This window comes from Nostoc sp. PCC 7524, from assembly GCF_000316645.1.
GTDB lineage: Bacteria > Cyanobacteriota > Cyanobacteriia > Cyanobacteriales > Nostocaceae > Trichormus.
Genome location: NC_019684.1, coordinates 1,836,323 through 1,855,746 on the forward strand (window position 1 = coordinate 1,836,323; position 19,424 = coordinate 1,855,746).

The following is a 19,424-nucleotide window of genomic DNA, read 5'->3' on the forward strand; positions in this document are numbered from 1 at the left end:
ACGGTAAAACACCTAGAACACAGAGCGACCATCTACTAAAACTTGCACTTTCCCCCATGATGAATACAGTGGTGACTCTACCAACCGAACAAGCCCCGCAAGCAGTAGAAGAGTTTGGGCGGCTTGAGCGTCAAATCATCGTCATTTTAGACTTTGGCTCTCAATATTCTGAACTGATTGCTCGCCGTATCCGCGAGACTCAAGTATACTCGGAAGTTCTTTCTTATCGCACTACCGCAGAGCAATTACGCAAACTGAGTCCTAAAGGCATTATCCTTTCTGGCGGTCCCAACTCAGTTTATACTGATGGCGCTCCCCAATGTGACCCAGAAATTTGGAATTTGGGAGTTCCCATGTTAGGTGTATGCTACGGTATGCAGCTAATGGTGAACCAACTCGGCGGGGAAGTAGCACAAGCTGACCGAGGTGAATACGGCAAAGCAGCACTATATATAGATGATCCGACAGACTTACTCACTAACGTCGAAGATGGCACGACTATGTGGATGAGTCACGGTGATTCTGTCACCAAAATGCCACCAGGATTTGAATTGCTAGCCCATACAGAAAATACCCCCTGTGCTGCCATTGCTGACCACGACAAAAAGCTGTATGGTGTACAGTTCCACCCCGAAGTAGTACATTCCATCGGTGGTTTAGCCCTAATTCGCAACTTTGTTTATCATATTTGCGAGTGTGAACCCACCTGGACAACAGCCGCCTTTGTGGAAGAAGCAATTCGGGAGATTCGCGCCAAAGTTGGGGATAAGCGCGTACTTTTGGCTTTGTCTGGCGGAGTAGATTCTTCTACCCTAGCCTTCTTGCTACACAAGGCGATTGGTGATCAGCTAACCTGTGTGTTTATTGACCAAGGCTTTATGCGTAAGTATGAGCCGGAACGGTTAGTGAAGTTGTTCCAAGAACAGTTTCACATTCCCGTAGAGTATGTTAACGCCCGCGATCGCTTCCTGGCAATGATGGCTGGAGTCACAGACCCCGAAGAAAAGCGCCGTCGCATCGGGCATGAATTCATCCAGGTATTTGAAGAAACATCTAAAAATCTTGGACCTTTTGACTATCTAGCTCAAGGTACTCTATATCCAGACGTAATTGAATCTGCTGATACCAATGTTGATCCTCAAACTGGGGAACGGGTAGCAGTGAAAATTAAGAGCCATCATAATGTCGGTGGTTTGCCTAAAGACTTAAGATTCAAATTGGTCGAACCCCTGCGGAAATTATTTAAAGATGAAGTCCGCAAAGTGGGACGTTCCATTGGTTTACCAGAAGAGATTGTCCAACGGCAACCATTCCCCGGCCCTGGTTTAGCAATTCGCATCTTGGGTGAAGTCACCGCCGAACGGTTGAACATTCTGCGCGATGCTGATTTGATTGTACGGCAAGAAATCAACCAACGCGGTTTGTATCATGAATACTGGCAAGCGTTTGCTGTCTTGTTGCCGATTCGCAGTGTAGGCGTAATGGGTGATCAACGCACCTATGCTTACCCGATTGTGCTGCGAATTGTCAAGAGCGAAGATGGTATGACAGCCGATTGGGCGCGTGTACCTTACGATGTGCTGGAAGTGATTTCCAACCGCATTGTTAATGAGGTGAAAGGCGTGAATCGCGTGGTGTTCGATATTACCTCTAAGCCACCTGGAACCATCGAGTGGGAATAATTCGTAATTTCATAGTCAATCAATATTAAGTAGGGTGGGCATTGCCCACCTTATTTGTTTTGAGGCTATTTAAATTTGAGTTGTTCTCTACCGTATGAATTTGCTGACAATGCAAAGCTAGAGTATAGACATACCCCACAAACTTCAGGTCTTAGGTTATGGGAATTGATGAAATACTAAAAGCCTATCGGAATGACATTTTCAGGATTGCCGCTCAGTACGGTGCGTATAATATACGGGTGTTTGGCTCAGTGGCTAGGGGCGAAGCAAGGCCAGACAGTGATGTAGATTTTTTGGTGGAACTTGAACCACAAAGAACTTTATTAGACCAAATTGCTTTGATGCAATCATTAGAAGAGTTGTTGGGACGCAAGGTAGATGTAACTGAACCAGAGACTCTGCATGAGTACATCAAAGAAAAAGTATTAAAGGAAGCAGTGGTTCTATGAAGGATGATTGCCTTTACCAGACTATAATTGCTGTAACGGTAATTCAATGGTAAAAGTAGCCCCCTTTCCTTCACCAGGACTGGTGACGTTAATTGTACCGTCGTGCAGTTCTACTATGTGACGAGCGATCGCTAAACCTAGTCCTAAGCCCCCTTGTTTATGGTGACGTTCTGCCTGACGATAACGTTCAAAGACGTAGGGTAAAAACTCTGGATCAATACCCATACCTGTGTCAGTGACAGTAATGTACGCTTCAGACTCTTTACGTAATAGCTGGACTGTGACTTGTCCCTCATCTGGAGTGAACTTAATGGCATTGGAGAGAAGATTGCCTAAAACTTGTAGCAAGCGGTTGACATCACCAGTGATAGTTGGCACTGATTGATCTAACACAGATTCTAAAATAATATTTTTAGTATTGGCTGATGGGTACGCCGTCTCAATTGCCACGCCGATAATTGCCGCCAAATTAACTTGATTTAGTTCTAACTGTAAATTACCTCTGAGGATACGTGATATATCTAACAAGTCCTCCAAGAGTTTTCCCTGAGCATGGGCATTGCGTTCAATAGTTTCTAAGGCTCGGAGAAAATTAGTTTCGTCAAACTGGCGATGTCGTAGCAATTGCGCCCAACCGAGAATAGCATTCAGTGGCGATCGCAAATCATGAGATACCATAGCCACAAACTCGTCTTTAGTCCGATTAGCAGACTCAGCTTCCGCACACGCGGCTTTTTCTAGTTGTAACAGTCGATCACGTTCCGCTTCTAACTGTTTGTAATCATCGATATCTGTACTTGTGCCGAACCACTCGACAATTTGTCCTTGCTCATTTTTGATAGGGACGGCTCTGGCTAAATGCCAACGATAACTGCCATCATATTTTTGATAACGTAGTTCCTGTTCGTAAGGTTCTCCTGTTTGCATCGCAGTCATCCATTCCCGCATAACTGACTCGATATCATCAGGATGAATGATTGTTTGCCAACCGAAACCGCTTATCTGCTCAGTCGTCATCCCAGTGAATTCACACCATCGTTGATTGACATATACGCATTCGCCTTTGACATTTGAAATCCAGACAAGTTGGGGTATGGCATTAGATAAATAACGGTAGCGTTCTTCACTTTGGCGTAAAGCTGTCTCAGCGCGTTGACGTTGGGTAATATCAAGTACAAAACAGACAGCATAGCCTTCTTCCTCTCTACCTTCAATTTCAGCAATTCCTACTAATACCGGAACACGAGTACCATCTTTGTGAAAATACTCCTTTTCAAACGGGGTACAAGCTCCACCAATTTGCAATTCTTGAATTTTTTTCTGGTCGAGGTCTTGGTATTCTGGTGGTGACATCCTATCCCAACGCAGGTTTCCGGCCTCTAATTCTGCACGAGTATAGCCCAACATTTCTAAAAAAGCATCGTTTGCTTCGTATATCCTTCCACTGAAGTCACCGAAATAAATGCCGACTATATTAGATTCCACAATGCGGCGAAATTTGGCTTCGCTTTGACGTAATGCAACTTCGGCGTACTTGCGATCGCTAATATCTGTTGTACTTCCAACTACTCGTACTGGCTCCCCTAGTTGATTTCTAGTAATTAATCCCTGATCCAAAACATAAATATACTGATTATTCTTGTGACGGACTCGATACTCGATTGCATACTGATTTTGTTTGGCAAAAATACTCTGGAATTTTTGTACTACAAGGTCTAGATCATCAGAATGAATTCGCTCTTGCCACCATTGAGAGGTAGGTTCTGCTTCCTCTAAGGAGTAGCCTAAAATCCGCGTTAATCCTTCAGTTCTCGTAACTTGATCTGTCTCAACATCCCAGTCATAAATAAGAGAATTAACGGCTGAGGCTGCCAGATGAAAACGTTCATTACTAGAACGTAATTCTTTTTCTGCTTGCTTGCGATCGGTGATATCAAAAGCTGTACCCACTATTTGGCGAGGCGAACCGTCAGCATTCCTGGTAAATATGGAATTACGACTACAAAACCACCGCCATTGGCCGTTGGCGTGTCGCATTCGGTACTCATGTTCGAGAACGTCGCCATCCGCAGCCGAGTTAAATCGTTGGAATACACTGGGAAGTTGAGCAAAGTCATCCGGGTACATAAATTGAGCTAGGAATTCTTGACCCCAAGCTTGAATTAATTCCGGAGAATAACCCAACAGGCTCGCCACCTGACCATTAAGATAAACATTCCGTTGTTCAACTAGGTCATAAACATATAAAACCCCTGGAGTTGTTTCAGCAATGCGTTCAATAAACTTCTGACTTTCCCGCAGCTGTTTCTCACTGCGGTGTAGCTCTTTACTTAAATGTGCTTTTGTAATAGCTGAGTGGAGAGTAGAGCGCAAACGCTCTGCGGTTGTTTGTCCTTTCACTAGATAGTCATGGACACCACTTTTCATCGCTTGCACAGCAACCTCTTCATTACCGTAACCCGTCAACATGACTACAGCTGGCATAGTTTTCTTAACAAACTTTTGGAGTTCCGCCAAGAATTCCAGCCCATCCATGTCTGGTAATAAAAAGTCGAGTAAAATTCCATCAGGTGAAAACTGCTGACATAATGCCAACGCTTCTTCTCCCGATTCTTGTTCAATAATGGTATAGCAATGCTCTTGGTCTTGCTGGAGATAGCGACGATAAACCTCCCGGTCTTCAGGAGAATCATCAATAATTAAAAGTGTTAGCGGTTGCGCCATAACTACTTGCTAAGAGCATCAGGAAGAATTACGATATCCAGCCAATAAATTAAAAAGGTTTGAATTGTTTTTACCAGTCGATTGATATCAATTGGTTTCAGGATATAACTAGCAATACAGTATCGGTAACATATTTCAATATCTTTGGGGTTAGAAGATGTCGTCAGCACAACTATAGGTATAGATTTCAGGTCTTGATCTTGCTTGATTTGGGCTATGACTTCCCGCCCATCGGTTCCTGGTAAATTAAGATCCAGCAAAATAATTGAGGGACGCGGGGCGGTTTTGGGGTCACTGTAATCTCCTGTATGGTAAAGAAAATCTAGGGCTTCATCCCCGTCTCGACAACGAAAAATCGGGTTTAACACCGTTTCTTTCTGCATGATGCGCCACAGTGCTTCAAAGTCTTCATCGCTGTCTTCAATTACGAGTAAAGGTTGGGCAGTGTTGCCAATCATGGGCAAGGGATGGGGGATGGGGATTGGGGATTGGGGATTGGGTATTGGGAAAGTAGGGGGAGCAGGGGAGAATCTATTGCCTATTGCCTATTGCCTATTAACTCTCCAATGTGAAATAAAAAATGCTGCCTTGACCATAATTTGATTCCACCCAAATTTTACCGCCATGCCGTTCTACAATTTTTCGGACTATGGTAAGTCCGGCTCCTGTACCACCACCATATTTATTTGGCCCGTGTAATCGTTTGAATATACGAAAAATTGACTCAAAGTGTTTTTCGCGAATGCCAATGCCGTTGTCTTGTACGTAGAATGTGATTGGTCTTGGCAGAATGTCTAGATAACCAATTTCAATCCATTTATCGGCTTTATCGTTGTATTTAATGGCGTTAACAATTAAATTACTAAAGACTTCGCCAATCTGGATGCGATCGCACTCAACTGTCGGTAGTAGTCGAGGAATACGAATTTCCACCCCTGACTCCTCAATGCGGGCGCTTAACATATCTAAAATACGATGCACTACATCATTTAAGTTAGTCGGCTGCATGGAAAGATCAGCTCTTCCCAACCGTGAAAAATGCAGCAGTGAATCAATTAAATCCTCCATGCGTTGCGTTAAACGAATCAGAGTCCTTAATTTTTCTTTGCCTTCTTCATTGAGGGTATCACCATAGTCTTCCATGAGGAAATTAGAGTAATTATGAATCCCCCGTAGTGGTTCTTTCAAATCGTGAGATGCAATGTAAGCAAAAGCATCCAATTCTTTATTGCTGCGTTCTAATTCAATATTTAATTGTGCTAGTTCATCCGCCTTGCGTAGCACAACCCCAATAATGGCATTTCTCAACTCCAGTGCTGCATTCACTTCATAAGACTGCCAAGGTAGTGACTTCAACAGTACCGTCTCTTTCCACAACTCAAAAGATTTACGGGGTGATAGACGCACACCACCATTTGACTGTACTTCTACAGGTTTATGAGGATTACCGCCCCAATTGACAGTTCGCACTACCTCTGGACGAAACCATAAAACATAGTTTTTTTGAGTTTTAGAAATAGAAAGTGCAATTAAACCACTAGCTACATCTCGTAATTTTTCTGCATCTGGATAAACTGTTGCTAAGGAATCGGTGTAAAAAATTTCTTCATGGATGTTTTGATTAATCCACTCTACTAAATCATGAATATCTTCTTTTGTAGGAGTGTTACCAACAATAAAATATTGACCATTAAAACAAATGGCAGAACCCTCTGCATTAACTAAGTTAAGAATATTCGGTTTATATTTGATTAACCCGTCAATAAAATTATTTTCTACTGACATATATTCTACTAACTTGCTATGCACGGATTTAGCTTGAATTTTTGCCTCTGCATATTCGCTCTCTTCTTTAGCACTCATCTCTACAGAAGTTATTTGCCCTAAGAATTCGCAAGCACTACGCATTTCATAAGGAATATATTTCGGTGATTGATGATGGCAAGCAATTAACCCCCATAACTTCTTGTTTTTCATAATAGAAATGGACATAGAAGCCGTCACGCCCATATTCTGCATATATTCAATATGTAATGGCGAGACACTCCGCAACACTGCTCCACTTAAATCTAAAGGTTGGTTATTTAAGGGGTTATTTGTAGGTAAAATCGCTGCTGGTTGATAATTAGCATTTGGTATCAGTCTGAGCAAGTTTTCAGTATAGAGCTTTCTAGCTTGTGGCGGAATATCAGATGCCGGATAATGTAAACCTAAGTAGGATGTGAGATATTCGGGCTTTTCTTCAGCAATCACTTTACCGTGCCAATCTTCATCAAAGCGATAAACCATCACTCGATCAAAACCAGTAATCTTTTTCACCTCTTTAGCTAATATTTGACTAAGTTCAGTGACATTAACTGCGCTTTGAATTTTCAACATTGATAGCTTTACCAAGTGATAAAACTTGAAAAAAGCATTGTTTTTTTCAGATAAATTAGGTTCTAATTCTAAAATTAGAAAACCATTAGACCGATGAATTATAGCATCAAAGTTCACAAGATTTTCAGAAACTTTTATGCTGAATTCAATAGGATTGATAATTGGTAAATCTTCATGTAATAAACAATCTTTCAATAAATTAATTTGTTCTGTTTCCAGCAAGCAGTCTAGACTTTGATTGAGTAATTGTGCTGGATGTATGCCCAGTAAATCAAAGGTATTATTGCTAACTTGTAAAATCGTCAATTCTGATTCTTCTAAGGCAAAAAGAACACCATGAGGCTGAATATAGCCAGGAATATGAATTGGCTCTTTATTACAGTTGCTGAGGTCAACCGGAAATGGAATTGTAATATCGTTAGTATTCACCTTTCAGTCCTCATGCTGACTTTAATCTACCTGTAATATGACAGTCTATATTTGTGGGTCTAGCACTCCTGCTGATTTTAATTCACAACAGTTTACATTCTCAGCATAACAATTAGTGTAAATATGATTAATCATACCTGCACTCCTGAATCTTGTTTATGGCAATAAGTTAGTTTAAATTCTATTAAATCTCCTATTTTTATATGTAAATCTCCGTTTATGGCAATTTTTATAAAAATAAAGTTTTATTAAGATAAGTCAATTACACTGGTGATTTTTAAAAGATTGAATTAGAGCGTAGATATTTTAGCTGATTAATACAACGTAAAATTATTTGGTCGGTCGCCTGATTCTATGAGGGAAGGTTGAATCTAGGCGATCGCTACTATTTTTACCTGTACTCATGAAAGCGGGTTAAAAACCTCAACTTCTATTCGCCTCTACCTACCCTAACTATTTCGCTCCTGACTCAAAGCTAATATTTTCCGACTGATATGTTGGTGGCTCGACATGAATGACAATCCTCACCGGACTGAAGCGTGCTTCTATTTGGCGTTCTACTTCTTCAGTGATGCGATGAGCCGTTTCCACATCTGGCGCATCAACTATTAAGTGCATTTCCATAAAAACTTGACGGCCGAGAACACCCCGTGAGGCAATGTCATGACAGTTAATTACCCCAGGCACAGCAGTTGCAATGGCGTGTATTGCTTCCGGTGCGATCGCCATGTGATCCACAAGCCAAGGTAAATTTTCTTTTAAAACTGACCAACCACTCCAAAATACCAACAATGCCACCGGAAAAGCCAACACTATATCTAGCCATTGATAACCTAACCAAACCCCTATCAAACCACCGATAACTGAGATTGTTACCCACACATCACTCATCGTATGGGTAGCATCAGCGATTAAAATTTGGCTACCTACCCGCTTACCGACACTACGTTCATAAAAGGCGACAAAGATATTCACACCCAAAACAATTAGCAATAACCACAACTCAGGCGGTGAAATTCTCACAGGTTCACCACCTTTAAGAATGCGCTCAATCGCACCTTGGAGAATTTCAAAACAAGCAATTCCCAAAAACGCCGCGATTCCCAAAGCTCCCACAGCTTCAAACTTGTGGTGTCCATAAGGATGCTCGCGATCGGGATATGGCGAAGAAAACCTACTGGCAACTAATCCTAAAATATTGTTGGCGCTATCTGTCACGCTATGCAAAGCATCAGCCAACAAGCTCAGAGAACCTGTCATGTACCCTACAAATGCTTTTAGTCCCATCACCAACAAGTTGAGCAGTAGGGTAATGATTAAAACCTTTCTTACTTCAGCACGGTTATCGTAGGTCATAGATAATTTTAATACTCTCTTCTATGACTTCTAAGTGTACTTCTAATGTAAAGGTTTAAATACAAGACAAATGTGTCAAAGTCTTACACAGTAAAGATTAGATATCGCTATAGGTATATAGAATATCCCAAATTTATTGAGATTAATTTTAAATTAAAATTGCTACAACCTAGATAAATCTTGGTAAGAATATAGGAGATAAAAGCATATTTTTAGCATTAATAGGCAAGATATTTTATGAATTTTTCTTGTCTCTGCACGGAAACAAAGCCAGAGAAATTCCGCCTCTGTCAAAATTATGCGTTTGGGCTTGAGTGTCTATTCCAGTAACATAGGTAATTATTAATCAGGTTTCATCAATAGCCTATGTCTTCCACGCCTATGACGCTGAACCTAGTTGAAGGTTCTGTGTCTTTCAGTTTTTCCCCCCAAGCAGCACAGGAATTAAAAGCCGCGATCGCTCAACTGATGGAACGCCTCAAAGCGGTGGCTGCAAAACCTACTTCTGGCAAAGCCTCTCCGCAACCACCATTAGAATATCGTCACACTGGCGAGGTATTTTTAGAAATTTTCTGCAACCCTAATATCTGGCCTACCCCTTTTGCTGCCAAAGTATTACTTACCGTGCGTGATCTCAACATCCGTTTAACTACAGAAGCTGAATTGACGCGGGTGATTGAAGACGTTAACCAATATTTAGAGCAAGTGGGATAAAGGTTCAAAAATAAATTACCGGAGCAGTTGTTTAGGTTAAACTGCTCCGGTCGTGAATTTACATAGAATACTTAAAGCTAAAACACCGGATCTATACAAAAACTTTTTTCTATTGGTTTTTTTATCTGAAAAGCTTTACAAATCAGACTTAAAAACTTTATGGTCAATGGGAAATCAGAGATTCTAGAGCGGGAAAAAACTATCAAAACCAGAGAATATCCCCTCAGCTTAGACAATCAACCTATCGTTTTTAAATCCAGTCAACCAAAATCAGATCCCAATCATGCAAATCACCCTTCGCTGGCGTAACGTCCCACAGGGAAGTTTACATGGGAAGAAGCCTCTGCATTTGCGGGATCAGGCTACAGACTTCTCTTGGGGATGCAGTGGCTCCAAAATCTGAAATCAACCATTGAATCATCTTGAATTAGTCATTATCCCATTGTTCACGACCGATGAGGTCGCCAATGCGATCGCGTAACAAGAAATCGCACTTCTCCAACTCACATTCCACACAAACCCACTCTCTCGCCGGAATGTATTGACAGAGTGTATATATTGGCTGCTGTCGGCTAACCATTCCTTTTTGTACCAGTCGGCGTGCTTCGTCCTGAATTACATCTAGAGAATAGTAATTTAAAGATGGCACCGTATTCACACTCATGGTTTTTACTCACAAAATTTACACGTAAATAGTGTTCCCACTAATTATGGGGAACAAACATAACAGGGATGAGACTTGCGCTTAGGTTTTTGTAGTTTGCTATACGGAACTTATTTCATTTTGACGCTACACACCCTAAAATTATGTAAATAAATGTTAAAAATGTCAAGTTTTCCTGACATTAGGGACATAGTGTAGTATTTTCAACCGAGGAGAAAATTCATTGTGGATGCCAAAGCCCTTAAGCTGAAGCTGTTGGAAGCTTTAAGCACAATTGGGTAGGCGAGAAGAACAGTTCATAAAGCACATACCTAAAACACAAAATCATCACAGTAGAACTATCTCTAGAAATATGGAGATTTATTCATGGCTGAACCAAATCGTAATTTCTAGCAAACGCAAATTTATCAACGGTTGCAGATGTTTTCAAGTTAAGGGCTACCGTACATTAGGAAGACTAGGAAGTTGGCATAAGTTAATCATTTCTTTTAAAAACCGTGTTGCTGACTAACTGATTCGGAGAAATAATCATCTGTCACAGGTTGAAACCAGATGTTTCTAGAGTAACAGTAGCTAAATCAAGGCATATCCAACTTGAGAAGTACCTGGGAAGCGTTCAATGTTGCGATTACGACTTAAGTCATCATTCCATAACATCTATTTACGTAAGTAAATGTCAGCATAATTATGAAGTTTTATTGAATTAGTGGTTTTTGCTGTCAGTGAAGTTATCAGGAGGTAAATTTGTTACCGAATCGTAACATTTTTATCCACCCAAGCTTTAGGGGTTCTCACCCCTAATATTAGTTATGGGGCATCAGCTAGAAGACTTTCCTCATTTCTCTCCACTCCCCACTCCCTACATAGAAACAGACGCGAGCTAGTCACGTCTGTTAAATGGTTGGCGGATTATGCGGAGATTAATTGTTCTCTGGGGACATTGTGGCAGAGGTTACTTATTCTGAAAGTTGTTCATCACTGTTATCCGTAGTATCGTGCCGCTCATCCTGGAGTTTGTTTAATAGTGATAACACTTTAGTTCCTCGCTCAATAGAACGATCTTCGATAAAAATCACTTCAGGAGTGCGACGTAACCGTACTCGCGCCCCTAGTTCGCTACGGACAAAACCTGTGGCTGATTTCAGTCCAGCCATTGTTTCGGCCTTGGCTTCCTCTGTACCATATATACTGACGTAGATTTTGGCGTGTTGGAGATCCCCAGAAACATCAACGTCAGTTACACTAACCATTCCTGTACCAACACGATCATCCTTAATCCCATGAATCAGCATTTGGCTAACTTCCCGCTTAATCAATTCGGCAACACGGGAAACGCGGCGATTTGTAGCCATATAAATCCTACCTCCCCACAGAGGTTAGATAACAACAATTAATTTTGGTTGGAGAGGACAGCACTTGAGGCTCATATCACAAACCCTGTCCTTGAGACCAAGCCACAGTATAGTCTTAATCTAGATTGTACTCAAGCCCAACATTGCCCGTAAAGTAAACGTGACGAATGCCAAGCCCCCGATCGCTAAACCCAAAACAGCAACTAAGGTTACTGGACGTTTTAATAGTGGGAATAGTGGCTCAAAGGTGTTGAGCATAATACCTAATACGATAGTAATCAAGTAGCGGGGGTAGCGAAAAACGTTATCCCAAAATCCGTCAAACATTTTAATTGAGACTGCCTTGTTATAGACTAAACGTTTGTTTTGATCAGCTTTATCCCCCTTATTGTAATCTATACTGCTGTAAATCTACGCAATTATCTAAAATATGCTGCGTTTGTTATATTCTGAGAATTCAGCACTCAATCGTCAAAATTCAGAATTTCTCTGAGTTTGGTATCACTAGCATATTCATCAATTGAATTTTTTCCAGATTCTTGAATTATTCTGACTCATGTATTCTATATTTTGAATTCTGACGTTATATTTAGTAGCCTATAGGTAATTTTTAGTGCAATGGTAAGTCAAGTCCCTAACAAAACTTGCCCCCGTCCCTTTTTAAAGTGGGCTGGGGGTAAAAGTAGATTAATTCCTCAATATATTCGTTATTTACCCAAAGGTTATCAGACTTACTATGAGCCATTCCTCGGTGGTGGCGCTTTGTTTTTTCATTTGCAACCCATCAAGGCTAGATTAACTGATATCAATGCTGAATTAATTACAACTTATCGCTGTGTTCGGGATCATGTTGAGGAATTAATTTGTCTTTTACAAGAGCATAAAACTCAACATAATAGAGATTACTATTACTACATCAGGGCTAATCCTAGTAATAATGATTTAGAACAAGCGGCTAGATTTATTTATTTAAATAAGACTTGTTACAATGGGCTATATCGAGTAAATTCTCAAGGGAAATTTAACGTACCTTTAGGCAGATATAAAAACCCTAATATTTGTCCAGAAGGTTTACTGCGAGCCGCTTCTGTAGCACTGGCAACATCAGAGATTAAACAAGCAGATTTTACAGATATCCTCAATTATGCCACTAGCAGTGATGATTTTGTTTTTTGTGATCCGCCTTATCATCCCATAAGTAATACCAGTTATTTTACTGGTTACAGCCAAAATTCTTTTAGTGAGAAAGACCAAGAACGCTTGCGGAATACTTGCGCCGAATTAGCTAGCCGTGGTGTCAAAGTAGTGGTATGTAATTCTGATTCTGAATTTATTATAAAATTATATAAACAAATTAATTTTAATATTTATTCAATAGAAGCCGCACGTTCAATTAATTCTAATACTCAAAAAAGAGGGATGATTAAAGAATTATTAATTACGTCATATTAACTAAAAATTTTTATTAGCCCAGGCAATAAATCTATCTAGAGTATGCACCGCTAATAAGTTATGATTACAATTAACTTGTTGTTTTAACCATTTAATTGCGCCTTCTCTCATGCCTTCACCTCCAATCACAACAATCGTTGGGGCTGGATAGTATTCTTGAATATTCAAGTTTAAATAAGGAAACTTTTCATCCACAGAACCACCACTTTCTTGCCATTTACATTCAATAATTAATCCCGCAGAACTGACAGGCAAACCTACCACATAGAAGTCAACTTTTAGAGATGTTTCATAAATGCCATTACCAATATAAACTTGTTTGGCGTAGCGTTTTTTTAATAAGCTAGCATTGAGTAAATATTCTGCGGTGACATGATCACCGACTTGAAAATATTCATAAGCAGTTAATACCGCATCAACATTACTTTCTAAAATCTTGCCTGACTGATTTGCTCGTGCGCCTGGAGTCTTCATGATCCGCAATCCCTTGACAAAAATCCCACTGATTCTAGGATTTCACGGAAGCGATCGCAAATCGACAATTACTTAATATGAATTTTTAATACAGCAGAATTTAGAAGTCAGAAGTCAAACAAGTTGTTTTTCACTAATTCAAACACTGCTGTAGATTTATCGCCTAAATTAGTACAATGGTACTAAAAAATGAGCATAAAAATGTTAGAAAATTATGTCATTTATTGATAACAATTTCTGTATCTCAGGAGCAGAACACTAATTAAATATATAGGAATCATATTTGATTTTTGTGGGCGGCGCATAAAAATGTCAGTACACCTGATACTCTTTCCTTTCTGTCACCTGTCACCTGTCACCTGCCACCTGTCACCTGTCACCTGTCACCTACCTACACAAATAATCTTTTAATCTGTTTGAACTTCAGTATTACCATTACGCATTGCCCAAGCCATATCTAGCAATTGAGTCCAACGCTTTTGTAGTTGCTTGGGGGTGCATTTGAGGGCTTTGGCGATCGCTTGATCACTGTGTCTGGCAGTTTTCAATTCTAATAATTGCTGTTGTTGGGATGATAGGGTACTGATAAAAGTTTCCCACTGCTGGGCAGACAAGCCCAATTTTTGCTCCAAACCAGCACCTAACCATTGATGCACTAATTGCCAATGATGTTGTTTGGCAAACTTCTGCACATGATATTTAAAACGCTGTTGGAGATAATCGCGCTGACGGCTGGTAAGACCGAGAATTTGGTCAATTTCTGGCGCGGACAAATCTTGTAGCTTCAGGGTGAGGTAATCTACACAGTCAGATTGTCCTTGGGATTCCAAGTATTTGACTAATTCGGCGATGATGCGATCGCGTTCTGATTCTTCCGATGGATCAAAATTCGCTTGAGCAATCATCTGTGATCTAATTTGTTGTACCGCCGAGTTCCGTTGGTAAGATTCCGCCTCCTCTCCTTTGGCAGATTCTACAGCCATTTCAATATCTACAGCTGTTTCTTGGGGCTGACGACGGGCAAAACCTTGAGCGCGTAAAATGATTAATTGTTGGCTGTTCCCACCGGGTAAATTAATGCGGCGTTTGGCATACTGCTCTGTAAACGCCATGTACTCAGCTAATTGCAACTGAGTGCGCGGGGTGTAATCTTCCGGCAGTTCATTTTCTCGGCGAAAGGCTTTAATAGCTTCAATATAAAACGCTTGTAAAAAATCTTCAATCAAACTATAACGGCCATCAAATCCCAATTCAGAACCAGGGATAGTGACATGACGGTAAACCATCGCCCCCAAGCTACTATGTAATTCCACCCGTCCGCGCCTAGAACCCAGTTGGTAATAATGTAGGCATTTTTGCAGCCGATGGCGCGACAAAGTTAATTGCCAAGATTGAATTTGGCCAGATGTTTGAATACGCGAACTTTTATCACAAATACGTTGCACTTCTTTAGCAATACGTTGAGCTACAGCTTGTATACACCGAGAAGATGCTTTGACTTGAGCTTGCATTTCCTGACACAGCAGTTGTATCAGAGTCTCTGTAGCTGGTAATGCTTCGGTAACTACTTCACTGACAAAAGCAGATGTGGAGGTTGGTAGATTTGCAAGGTTTAGCTTCATGAATTTTCCTGGGTGTGGTGTTGCACCTTAACGCAATGCCTAGACAGCACCTGAACTTAGACTTAATCGCCCATCACAAGCACTGCTGATATATAAGACTGTAAACAATCAAAAAAAGTTACAGAGAAGGTAGTGTGTCGCTTTTTTCACGAACACCGAATCGAGGTTAGCACAAGCATATTTGCTTTGCCCTCAAAATCGCTAAAAAGCTTAATATGTCTCAATCACTGCCATTCCTTTGTTTTTATTCCCAGTTCTTGTAGGTATGACAATCACGAAACTGGAGTATTTTGGTGACATGATTCCGAAACCGACGGGGAAGCCTGTGAAGTTCAGTTGTTATACCCACGCTGACACTGCTTCCCAACCTAAACCCCGTCTAGTAATCATGGGTTCATCTCCCGTTAAGTCTAAAATCGTAGATACCTCATATGTTGGTTCCTGACCTGTATCTACGATTACATCTACTAACTTATCCAAACGATCAAATAGCTCCACGCGTGACAATCTCAATTCTGAATGTAAACTGACTTTGCCATTATCTACTTCATCGGGTGGCAGATGTGCTGAAGTCGAAATAATGGGATTTCCTAGAGCTGACAGTAATGCTAAACAGACGTTGTGATTCGGTACGCGAATCCCGGTAGTTTTGCGTTTCGGACTTTGTACCAGTTTTGGTACTAACTTAGTAGCAGGTAGCAAAAATGTATATGTTCCTGGTATTAGTCGCTTCATAATCCGGTAGGCTGTATCACTCACAAAAGCGTAAGTAGCTACATTGGAAAGAGAAGGACATAAAAATGTGAGTGGTTTGTCGTTTGCTAACTGCTTAATTTGACGCACTCGTTCCACCGCAGATTTGACATTTAAATCACAACCGATCGCATAGACTGTATCTGTAGGATAGAGCATAACCGCGCCACTAGAAAGCGTTGCCCTTATTTCCTCTATTCTGCGGCTTTGGGGATTCTCCGGATGGACGGCGATAATTTTTGCCATAAAAGTTTGAGGTTACTGTCGGTGTTCAAGGGAAATGTAAACTTAAGCGTTGCACATATTTACACAGACGGGCAATGACTTAACTTAGAGAAATAGACTGTTACAGGTGAGATCACAATAATTGTGTAACGCAAACACTTAGTTGAATAATCTACCTTTATGAGCAAAATTGCTTATCTTCAATGTCCAACAGGTATTTCTGGTGATATGTGCTTGGGAGCCTTGGTGAGTTTAGGTGTTCCCCTAGAATATTTAACCGAAAAACTCAATAATTTGGGAATTGCCCCAGAATATAAGTTGAGAGTGGAACTGGTGCAAAGAAATGGCCAGCAGGCGACTAAAGTCCATGTAGATTTAGTAGAGCATGACCATGACCATCATCACCACCACGAACACCATCATGGCCGTCACTTGCCAGAAATTGAGCGGATGATTCTTCAAGCTGGTTTACCATCACGGGCTGAGGCTTGGAGTTTGGCAGTATTTCGCCAATTAGCGGTAGCTGAAGGCGCAGTACATGGGATTGCTCCAGAAAAGGTACATTTTCATGAAGTGGGTGCTGTAGATGCCATTGTGGATATTGTCGGTACTTGCTTGGGTTTAGATTGGTTGGGTATTGATAACGATGCAGCAGGATTACCCCTTCTTTATTGTTCAGCATTTCCTACGGGTGGGGGAACTGTACGCGCTGCCCACGGCCAAATGGCAGTACCAGTTCCAGCCGTTTTGAAGTTATGGGAAATGCGGAATTGTCCTGTTTATAGCAATGGTATTGATCGGGAACTGGTGACACCAACAGGAGCTGCGATCGCCACTACCTTAGCTAAAGGATTTGGTGCAACACCACCAATCACCATCAAACAGATAGGATTAGGAGCCGGTACAATCAATCTCCCTATTCCCAATATACTACGCCTGTGGCTGGGTGAAAGTGCTAGCTCACAGTCAAATTTCATGGATTCTGCGGGAACTAGCCCAAATTTAGAAACTATCTCGGTACTAGAAACTCAAATTGATGATTTAAATCCCCAGGCTATAGGTTATGTATTTGAAGCGTTGTTTGTAGCTGGCGCTGTGGATGTCTTTACCCAACCCATAGGCATGAAAAAATCCCGTCCAGGGATTCTACTCACCGTGATTTGCCATCCAGAAAACTTCAGCGATTGTGAAGCAGTTTTATTCCGCGAAACCACCACTTTAGGCATCCGTCGCACTACCCAGCAACGGAACATCTTAGCCAGAGAAATTCAACCAATAGAAACGAAATACGGCACTGTACGAATTAAAGTAGCATGGCAAGGACAATCATCAGATAAACGCATTGCTAACGTCCAGCCAGAGTATGAAGATTGTGCAGAATTAGCCCGCAAATACAATCTTCCTTGGCGGGAAATTCACCAGATGGCACTACACAGTTGGCAATCCACTTTAGAGCCATAAAAAATCTCCAAAATGTAGGGTGCGTCAGCTAGGTTTTCTCTGACTGACGCACCCTTGTATATTAAGAGAAGTAGTAGACCGTCGCACCCCTACACCTAACTCCCTACTCCCACCTTTCTGTATTAACTAGCCTCTCTAATTGTTCTGTTGACTGCATTGGCGGCATCTTCAGCTCGTCGCTGAATATTTTTGCCAGTATCTTCTGTGCCACGCTGAACACTCTTAGTTAAATCATCAGCAGCGTTCTGGGTGTTTTCTTTGATATTTTCCAGTCCGCGTCGAGTTCCTCTAGTAACGCCTTCCCGTACTTCTTCAGCAGAACTACCGATATCTTCACCTAGATTCTTGACTCTTTGATCAAAGGGTGTGCCTTGCTGATAATTACGAACATATTGTTCTGTGCTATCAATGCCTTTTTCCTCAACATTTCTTTTAGCCATATCCCGCAAAGCTTTGGCTTTAGCTTCTGCTGCTTTTTCTTCGGCTCTAGCTCTGGGATCTACATCACTAAAGTTGTTCATCCCACCTTGCGGAGCATTCAAAGGATAGCTTTTTGTGGGATCGTATCTTTCTACATTCGGTGCTTGAGCGCCAGGTTGTGATGGCTGTGCAGCAATTCCTGGACGATTGCAAGCTTGTACAAATAACAGCAATAATCCCGCCAAAAAAACTGTGAATACTTTTAAGGGACGAAGGTTTCTTACCCAATCAATGACTTTTTTCATAATATGACTCCTTGAATTTTGTACTTTGATGTAACGTTCACCAAGAGGAAATTTGATAAATGAGCAAGCGCCAAGAGTGCTATGCTATCTACCAACTGCGGGATTCTTTTGTAATTCAGGTCTAGCACTTGCTTCATCGGCTTTTTCCTTTAAAAAACCAGAAGCCTCTTTCACGTTTTCTTGGACAGTTCCAATTCGTTCTTGAATGCGAGTGCCTACATCTGGTTCACGCTGAATTAAACCGCCTGGTTTGGGCTGTTGGAAGTCTTTTCCAGTAATGATGGGCAATTCCCCTTCTTTAATTACTCTGCCTGTGGGTGTTTCAGCACCAGGGTAGAGTAGTTCAGATTCTCTATTAACAGCAATCAAAACTTGTGGATTTATTTGTAAGCTAGCTCGGTCTTTTTCCTGATTAATCTTGGGGTCGGTAGACATCCTATATTTGGTATAGTTGTCTCCACCATTCTTATAAGGATTATTAGCGCCGCCAGCTTGTACCGCAGGATTTCTGGGATTTGACCCTTGAGGATTTGCTTGAGTACAAGCAGTGCTAAATACTAACAATAGACCAGCCAAAAATACAGTTAAAACTTGGCGCAGTCGTAGCTTTTTCCATAAAGATATTAGACTGTCCACTCATTCCTCCTTTTAACTAAAGACAAGCTAAATTGCTTATTTGTAGGCACTAAATAAGCAGATTTTTGCGTGCTGGTTTTGGTTTTAGTTATTTACTAATTTGACCAATAGTCTTTAATGTTAAAATTTAAAATTGAGTTTGTCCTCTAGCGTAGGTCACATTATTTTTAGCCAAAATGTGCCAATTTTATCTAACTATGGAAAGATATAAATAAATAGATAAAACAAAAGTTTTTAAACCTAGTTGCATGAATTAATCATTAAATAAATTCCACAACTCAGTACGATAATATCAACCTTTAGCCAGATATTAAACTTATCAAATTA

General features: G+C 40.9%; 17 protein-coding genes. 5 read left to right on the forward strand and 12 right to left on the reverse strand.

The window, feature by feature from the left end; translation table 11 throughout:
• The first annotated feature begins 59 nt into the window (after positions 1-59).
• Both guaA and NOS7524_RS07215 read left to right on the forward strand, forming a co-directional pair.
• A complete protein-coding gene (gene guaA, locus NOS7524_RS07210) occupies positions 60-1,682 on the forward strand; it encodes a glutamine-hydrolyzing GMP synthase (protein ID WP_041555611.1) in 1,623 nt (540 codons plus the stop codon).
• Between the two features lie 158 nt (positions 1,683-1,840).
• Positions 1,841-2,131 carry a nucleotidyltransferase family protein gene (locus NOS7524_RS07215; protein ID WP_015137822.1) on the forward strand — a complete coding sequence of 97 codons (291 nt, stop codon included), beginning with the start codon at positions 1,841-1,843 and terminating at the stop codon, positions 2,129-2,131.
• 21 nt (positions 2,132-2,152) lie between these two features.
• Here the strand turns inward: NOS7524_RS07215 and NOS7524_RS28010 are convergent, their stop codons facing one another.
• The 4 genes from NOS7524_RS28010 to NOS7524_RS07235 all read right to left on the reverse strand — a co-directional run bounded on the left by NOS7524_RS28010 (position 2,153) and on the right by NOS7524_RS07235 (position 9,019).
• Positions 2,153-4,855 carry a PAS domain-containing protein gene (locus NOS7524_RS28010; RefSeq protein WP_015137823.1) on the reverse strand — a complete coding sequence of 901 codons (2,703 nt, stop codon included), beginning with the start codon at positions 4,853-4,855 and terminating at the stop codon, positions 2,153-2,155.
• Positions 4,856-4,857: 2 nt separating this feature from the next.
• Positions 4,858-5,313: a response regulator gene (locus tag NOS7524_RS07225; RefSeq protein ID WP_015137824.1), complete on the reverse strand. Its 456-nt coding sequence runs from the start codon at positions 5,311-5,313 to the stop codon at positions 4,858-4,860.
• A gap of 97 nt (positions 5,314-5,410) precedes the next feature.
• Entirely contained in the window at positions 5,411-7,663 is a 2,253-nt protein-coding gene (locus NOS7524_RS07230) for a sensor histidine kinase (protein ID WP_015137825.1), read from the reverse strand.
• Positions 7,664-8,116: 453 nt separating this feature from the next.
• Positions 8,117-9,019, reverse strand: coding sequence for a cation diffusion facilitator family transporter (locus NOS7524_RS07235; RefSeq protein ID WP_015137827.1), 903 nt, complete (start codon positions 9,017-9,019; stop codon positions 8,117-8,119).
• Positions 9,020-9,385: 366 nt separating this feature from the next.
• Between NOS7524_RS07235 and NOS7524_RS07240 the strand changes: the two genes are divergently transcribed.
• Positions 9,386-9,733, forward strand: coding sequence for a hypothetical protein (locus NOS7524_RS07240; protein ID WP_041555222.1), 348 nt, complete (start codon positions 9,386-9,388; stop codon positions 9,731-9,733).
• Between the two features lie 427 nt (positions 9,734-10,160).
• Here NOS7524_RS07240 and NOS7524_RS28335 read toward each other — a convergent pair whose 3' ends face one another.
• The 3 genes from NOS7524_RS28335 to NOS7524_RS07250 all read right to left on the reverse strand — a co-directional run bounded on the left by NOS7524_RS28335 (position 10,161) and on the right by NOS7524_RS07250 (position 12,076).
• Complete coding sequence (locus NOS7524_RS28335) at positions 10,161-10,397, reverse strand: DUF4327 family protein (RefSeq protein ID WP_015137830.1); 237 nt, start codon at positions 10,395-10,397, stop codon at positions 10,161-10,163.
• A 956-nt stretch (positions 10,398-11,353) separates the two neighbouring features.
• A complete protein-coding gene (gene rbfA / locus NOS7524_RS07245; RefSeq protein ID WP_015137831.1) occupies positions 11,354-11,749 on the reverse strand; it encodes a 30S ribosome-binding factor RbfA in 396 nt (131 codons plus the stop codon).
• Positions 11,750-11,869: 120 nt separating this feature from the next.
• Entirely contained in the window at positions 11,870-12,076 is a 207-nt protein-coding gene (locus NOS7524_RS07250) for a DUF751 family protein (protein ID WP_015137832.1), read from the reverse strand.
• Positions 12,077-12,367: 291 nt separating this feature from the next.
• On the opposite strand from NOS7524_RS07250, the gene NOS7524_RS07255 reads away from it, so the two are divergent.
• On the forward strand, positions 12,368-13,201 hold the full coding sequence (locus tag NOS7524_RS07255) for a DNA adenine methylase (protein WP_015137833.1): 834 nt from the start codon (positions 12,368-12,370) through the stop codon (positions 13,199-13,201).
• On the opposite strand, the gene NOS7524_RS07260 is transcribed toward NOS7524_RS07255, so the two are convergent.
• The 3 genes from NOS7524_RS07260 to NOS7524_RS07270 all read right to left on the reverse strand — a co-directional run bounded on the left by NOS7524_RS07260 (position 13,202) and on the right by NOS7524_RS07270 (position 16,296).
• Positions 13,202-13,675: a PD-(D/E)XK nuclease superfamily protein gene (locus NOS7524_RS07260; protein WP_015137834.1), complete on the reverse strand. Its 474-nt coding sequence runs from the start codon at positions 13,673-13,675 to the stop codon at positions 13,202-13,204.
• A gap of 407 nt (positions 13,676-14,082) precedes the next feature.
• Complete coding sequence (locus NOS7524_RS07265) at positions 14,083-15,297, reverse strand: HetZ-related protein (RefSeq protein ID WP_015137835.1); 1,215 nt, start codon at positions 15,295-15,297, stop codon at positions 14,083-14,085.
• A gap of 339 nt (positions 15,298-15,636) precedes the next feature.
• Positions 15,637-16,296, reverse strand: coding sequence for an L-threonylcarbamoyladenylate synthase (locus NOS7524_RS07270; RefSeq protein WP_015137836.1), 660 nt, complete (start codon positions 16,294-16,296; stop codon positions 15,637-15,639).
• Positions 16,297-16,455: 159 nt separating this feature from the next.
• Here NOS7524_RS07270 and larC point away from each other — a divergent pair, with 159 nt between their 5' ends.
• Positions 16,456-17,736 (forward strand): nickel pincer cofactor biosynthesis protein LarC, encoded by a 1,281-nt coding sequence (gene larC, locus NOS7524_RS07275; protein ID WP_015137837.1) that lies wholly within the window; start codon positions 16,456-16,458, stop codon positions 17,734-17,736.
• A gap of 122 nt (positions 17,737-17,858) precedes the next feature.
• Here larC and NOS7524_RS07280 read toward each other — a convergent pair whose 3' ends face one another.
• Entirely contained in the window at positions 17,859-18,461 is a 603-nt protein-coding gene (locus tag NOS7524_RS07280) for a hypothetical protein (protein ID WP_015137838.1), read from the reverse strand.
• An 84-nt stretch (positions 18,462-18,545) separates the two neighbouring features.
• On the reverse strand, positions 18,546-19,097 hold the full coding sequence (locus tag NOS7524_RS07285; RefSeq protein ID WP_015137839.1) for a DUF6658 family protein: 552 nt from the start codon (positions 19,095-19,097) through the stop codon (positions 18,546-18,548).
• Positions 19,098-19,424 lie beyond the last annotated feature (327 nt).

What these genes read in the sequence shown, in the direction of transcription:
- NOS7524_RS07265 (WP_015137835.1), bottom strand. Translation starts at nt 15,297, where the DNA reads ATGAAGCTAAACCTTGCAAATCTACCAACCTCCACATCTGCTTTTGTC.
- NOS7524_RS28010 (WP_015137823.1), bottom strand. Translation starts at nt 4,855, where the DNA reads ATGGCGCAACCGCTAACACTTTTAATTATTGATGATTCTCCTGAAGAC.
- NOS7524_RS07225 (WP_015137824.1), bottom strand. Translation starts at nt 5,313, where the DNA reads ATGATTGGCAACACTGCCCAACCTTTACTCGTAATTGAAGACAGCGAT.
- NOS7524_RS07240 (WP_041555222.1), top strand. Translation starts at nt 9,386, where the DNA reads ATGTCTTCCACGCCTATGACGCTGAACCTAGTTGAAGGTTCTGTGTCT.
- larC (WP_015137837.1), top strand. Translation starts at nt 16,456, where the DNA reads ATGAGCAAAATTGCTTATCTTCAATGTCCAACAGGTATTTCTGGTGAT.
- NOS7524_RS28335 (WP_015137830.1), bottom strand. Translation starts at nt 10,397, where the DNA reads ATGAGTGTGAATACGGTGCCATCTTTAAATTACTATTCTCTAGATGTA.
- guaA (WP_041555611.1), top strand. Translation starts at nt 60, where the DNA reads ATGAATACAGTGGTGACTCTACCAACCGAACAAGCCCCGCAAGCAGTA.
- rbfA (WP_015137831.1), bottom strand. Translation starts at nt 11,749, where the DNA reads ATGGCTACAAATCGCCGCGTTTCCCGTGTTGCCGAATTGATTAAGCGG.
- NOS7524_RS07250 (WP_015137832.1), bottom strand. Translation starts at nt 12,076, where the DNA reads ATGTTTGACGGATTTTGGGATAACGTTTTTCGCTACCCCCGCTACTTG.
- NOS7524_RS07280 (WP_015137838.1), bottom strand. Translation starts at nt 18,461, where the DNA reads ATGAAAAAAGTCATTGATTGGGTAAGAAACCTTCGTCCCTTAAAAGTA.
- NOS7524_RS07255 (WP_015137833.1), top strand. Translation starts at nt 12,368, where the DNA reads ATGGTAAGTCAAGTCCCTAACAAAACTTGCCCCCGTCCCTTTTTAAAG.
- NOS7524_RS07215 (WP_015137822.1), top strand. Translation starts at nt 1,841, where the DNA reads ATGGGAATTGATGAAATACTAAAAGCCTATCGGAATGACATTTTCAGG.
- NOS7524_RS07260 (WP_015137834.1), bottom strand. Translation starts at nt 13,675, where the DNA reads ATGAAGACTCCAGGCGCACGAGCAAATCAGTCAGGCAAGATTTTAGAA.
- NOS7524_RS07270 (WP_015137836.1), bottom strand. Translation starts at nt 16,296, where the DNA reads ATGGCAAAAATTATCGCCGTCCATCCGGAGAATCCCCAAAGCCGCAGA.
- NOS7524_RS07235 (WP_015137827.1), bottom strand. Translation starts at nt 9,019, where the DNA reads ATGACCTACGATAACCGTGCTGAAGTAAGAAAGGTTTTAATCATTACC.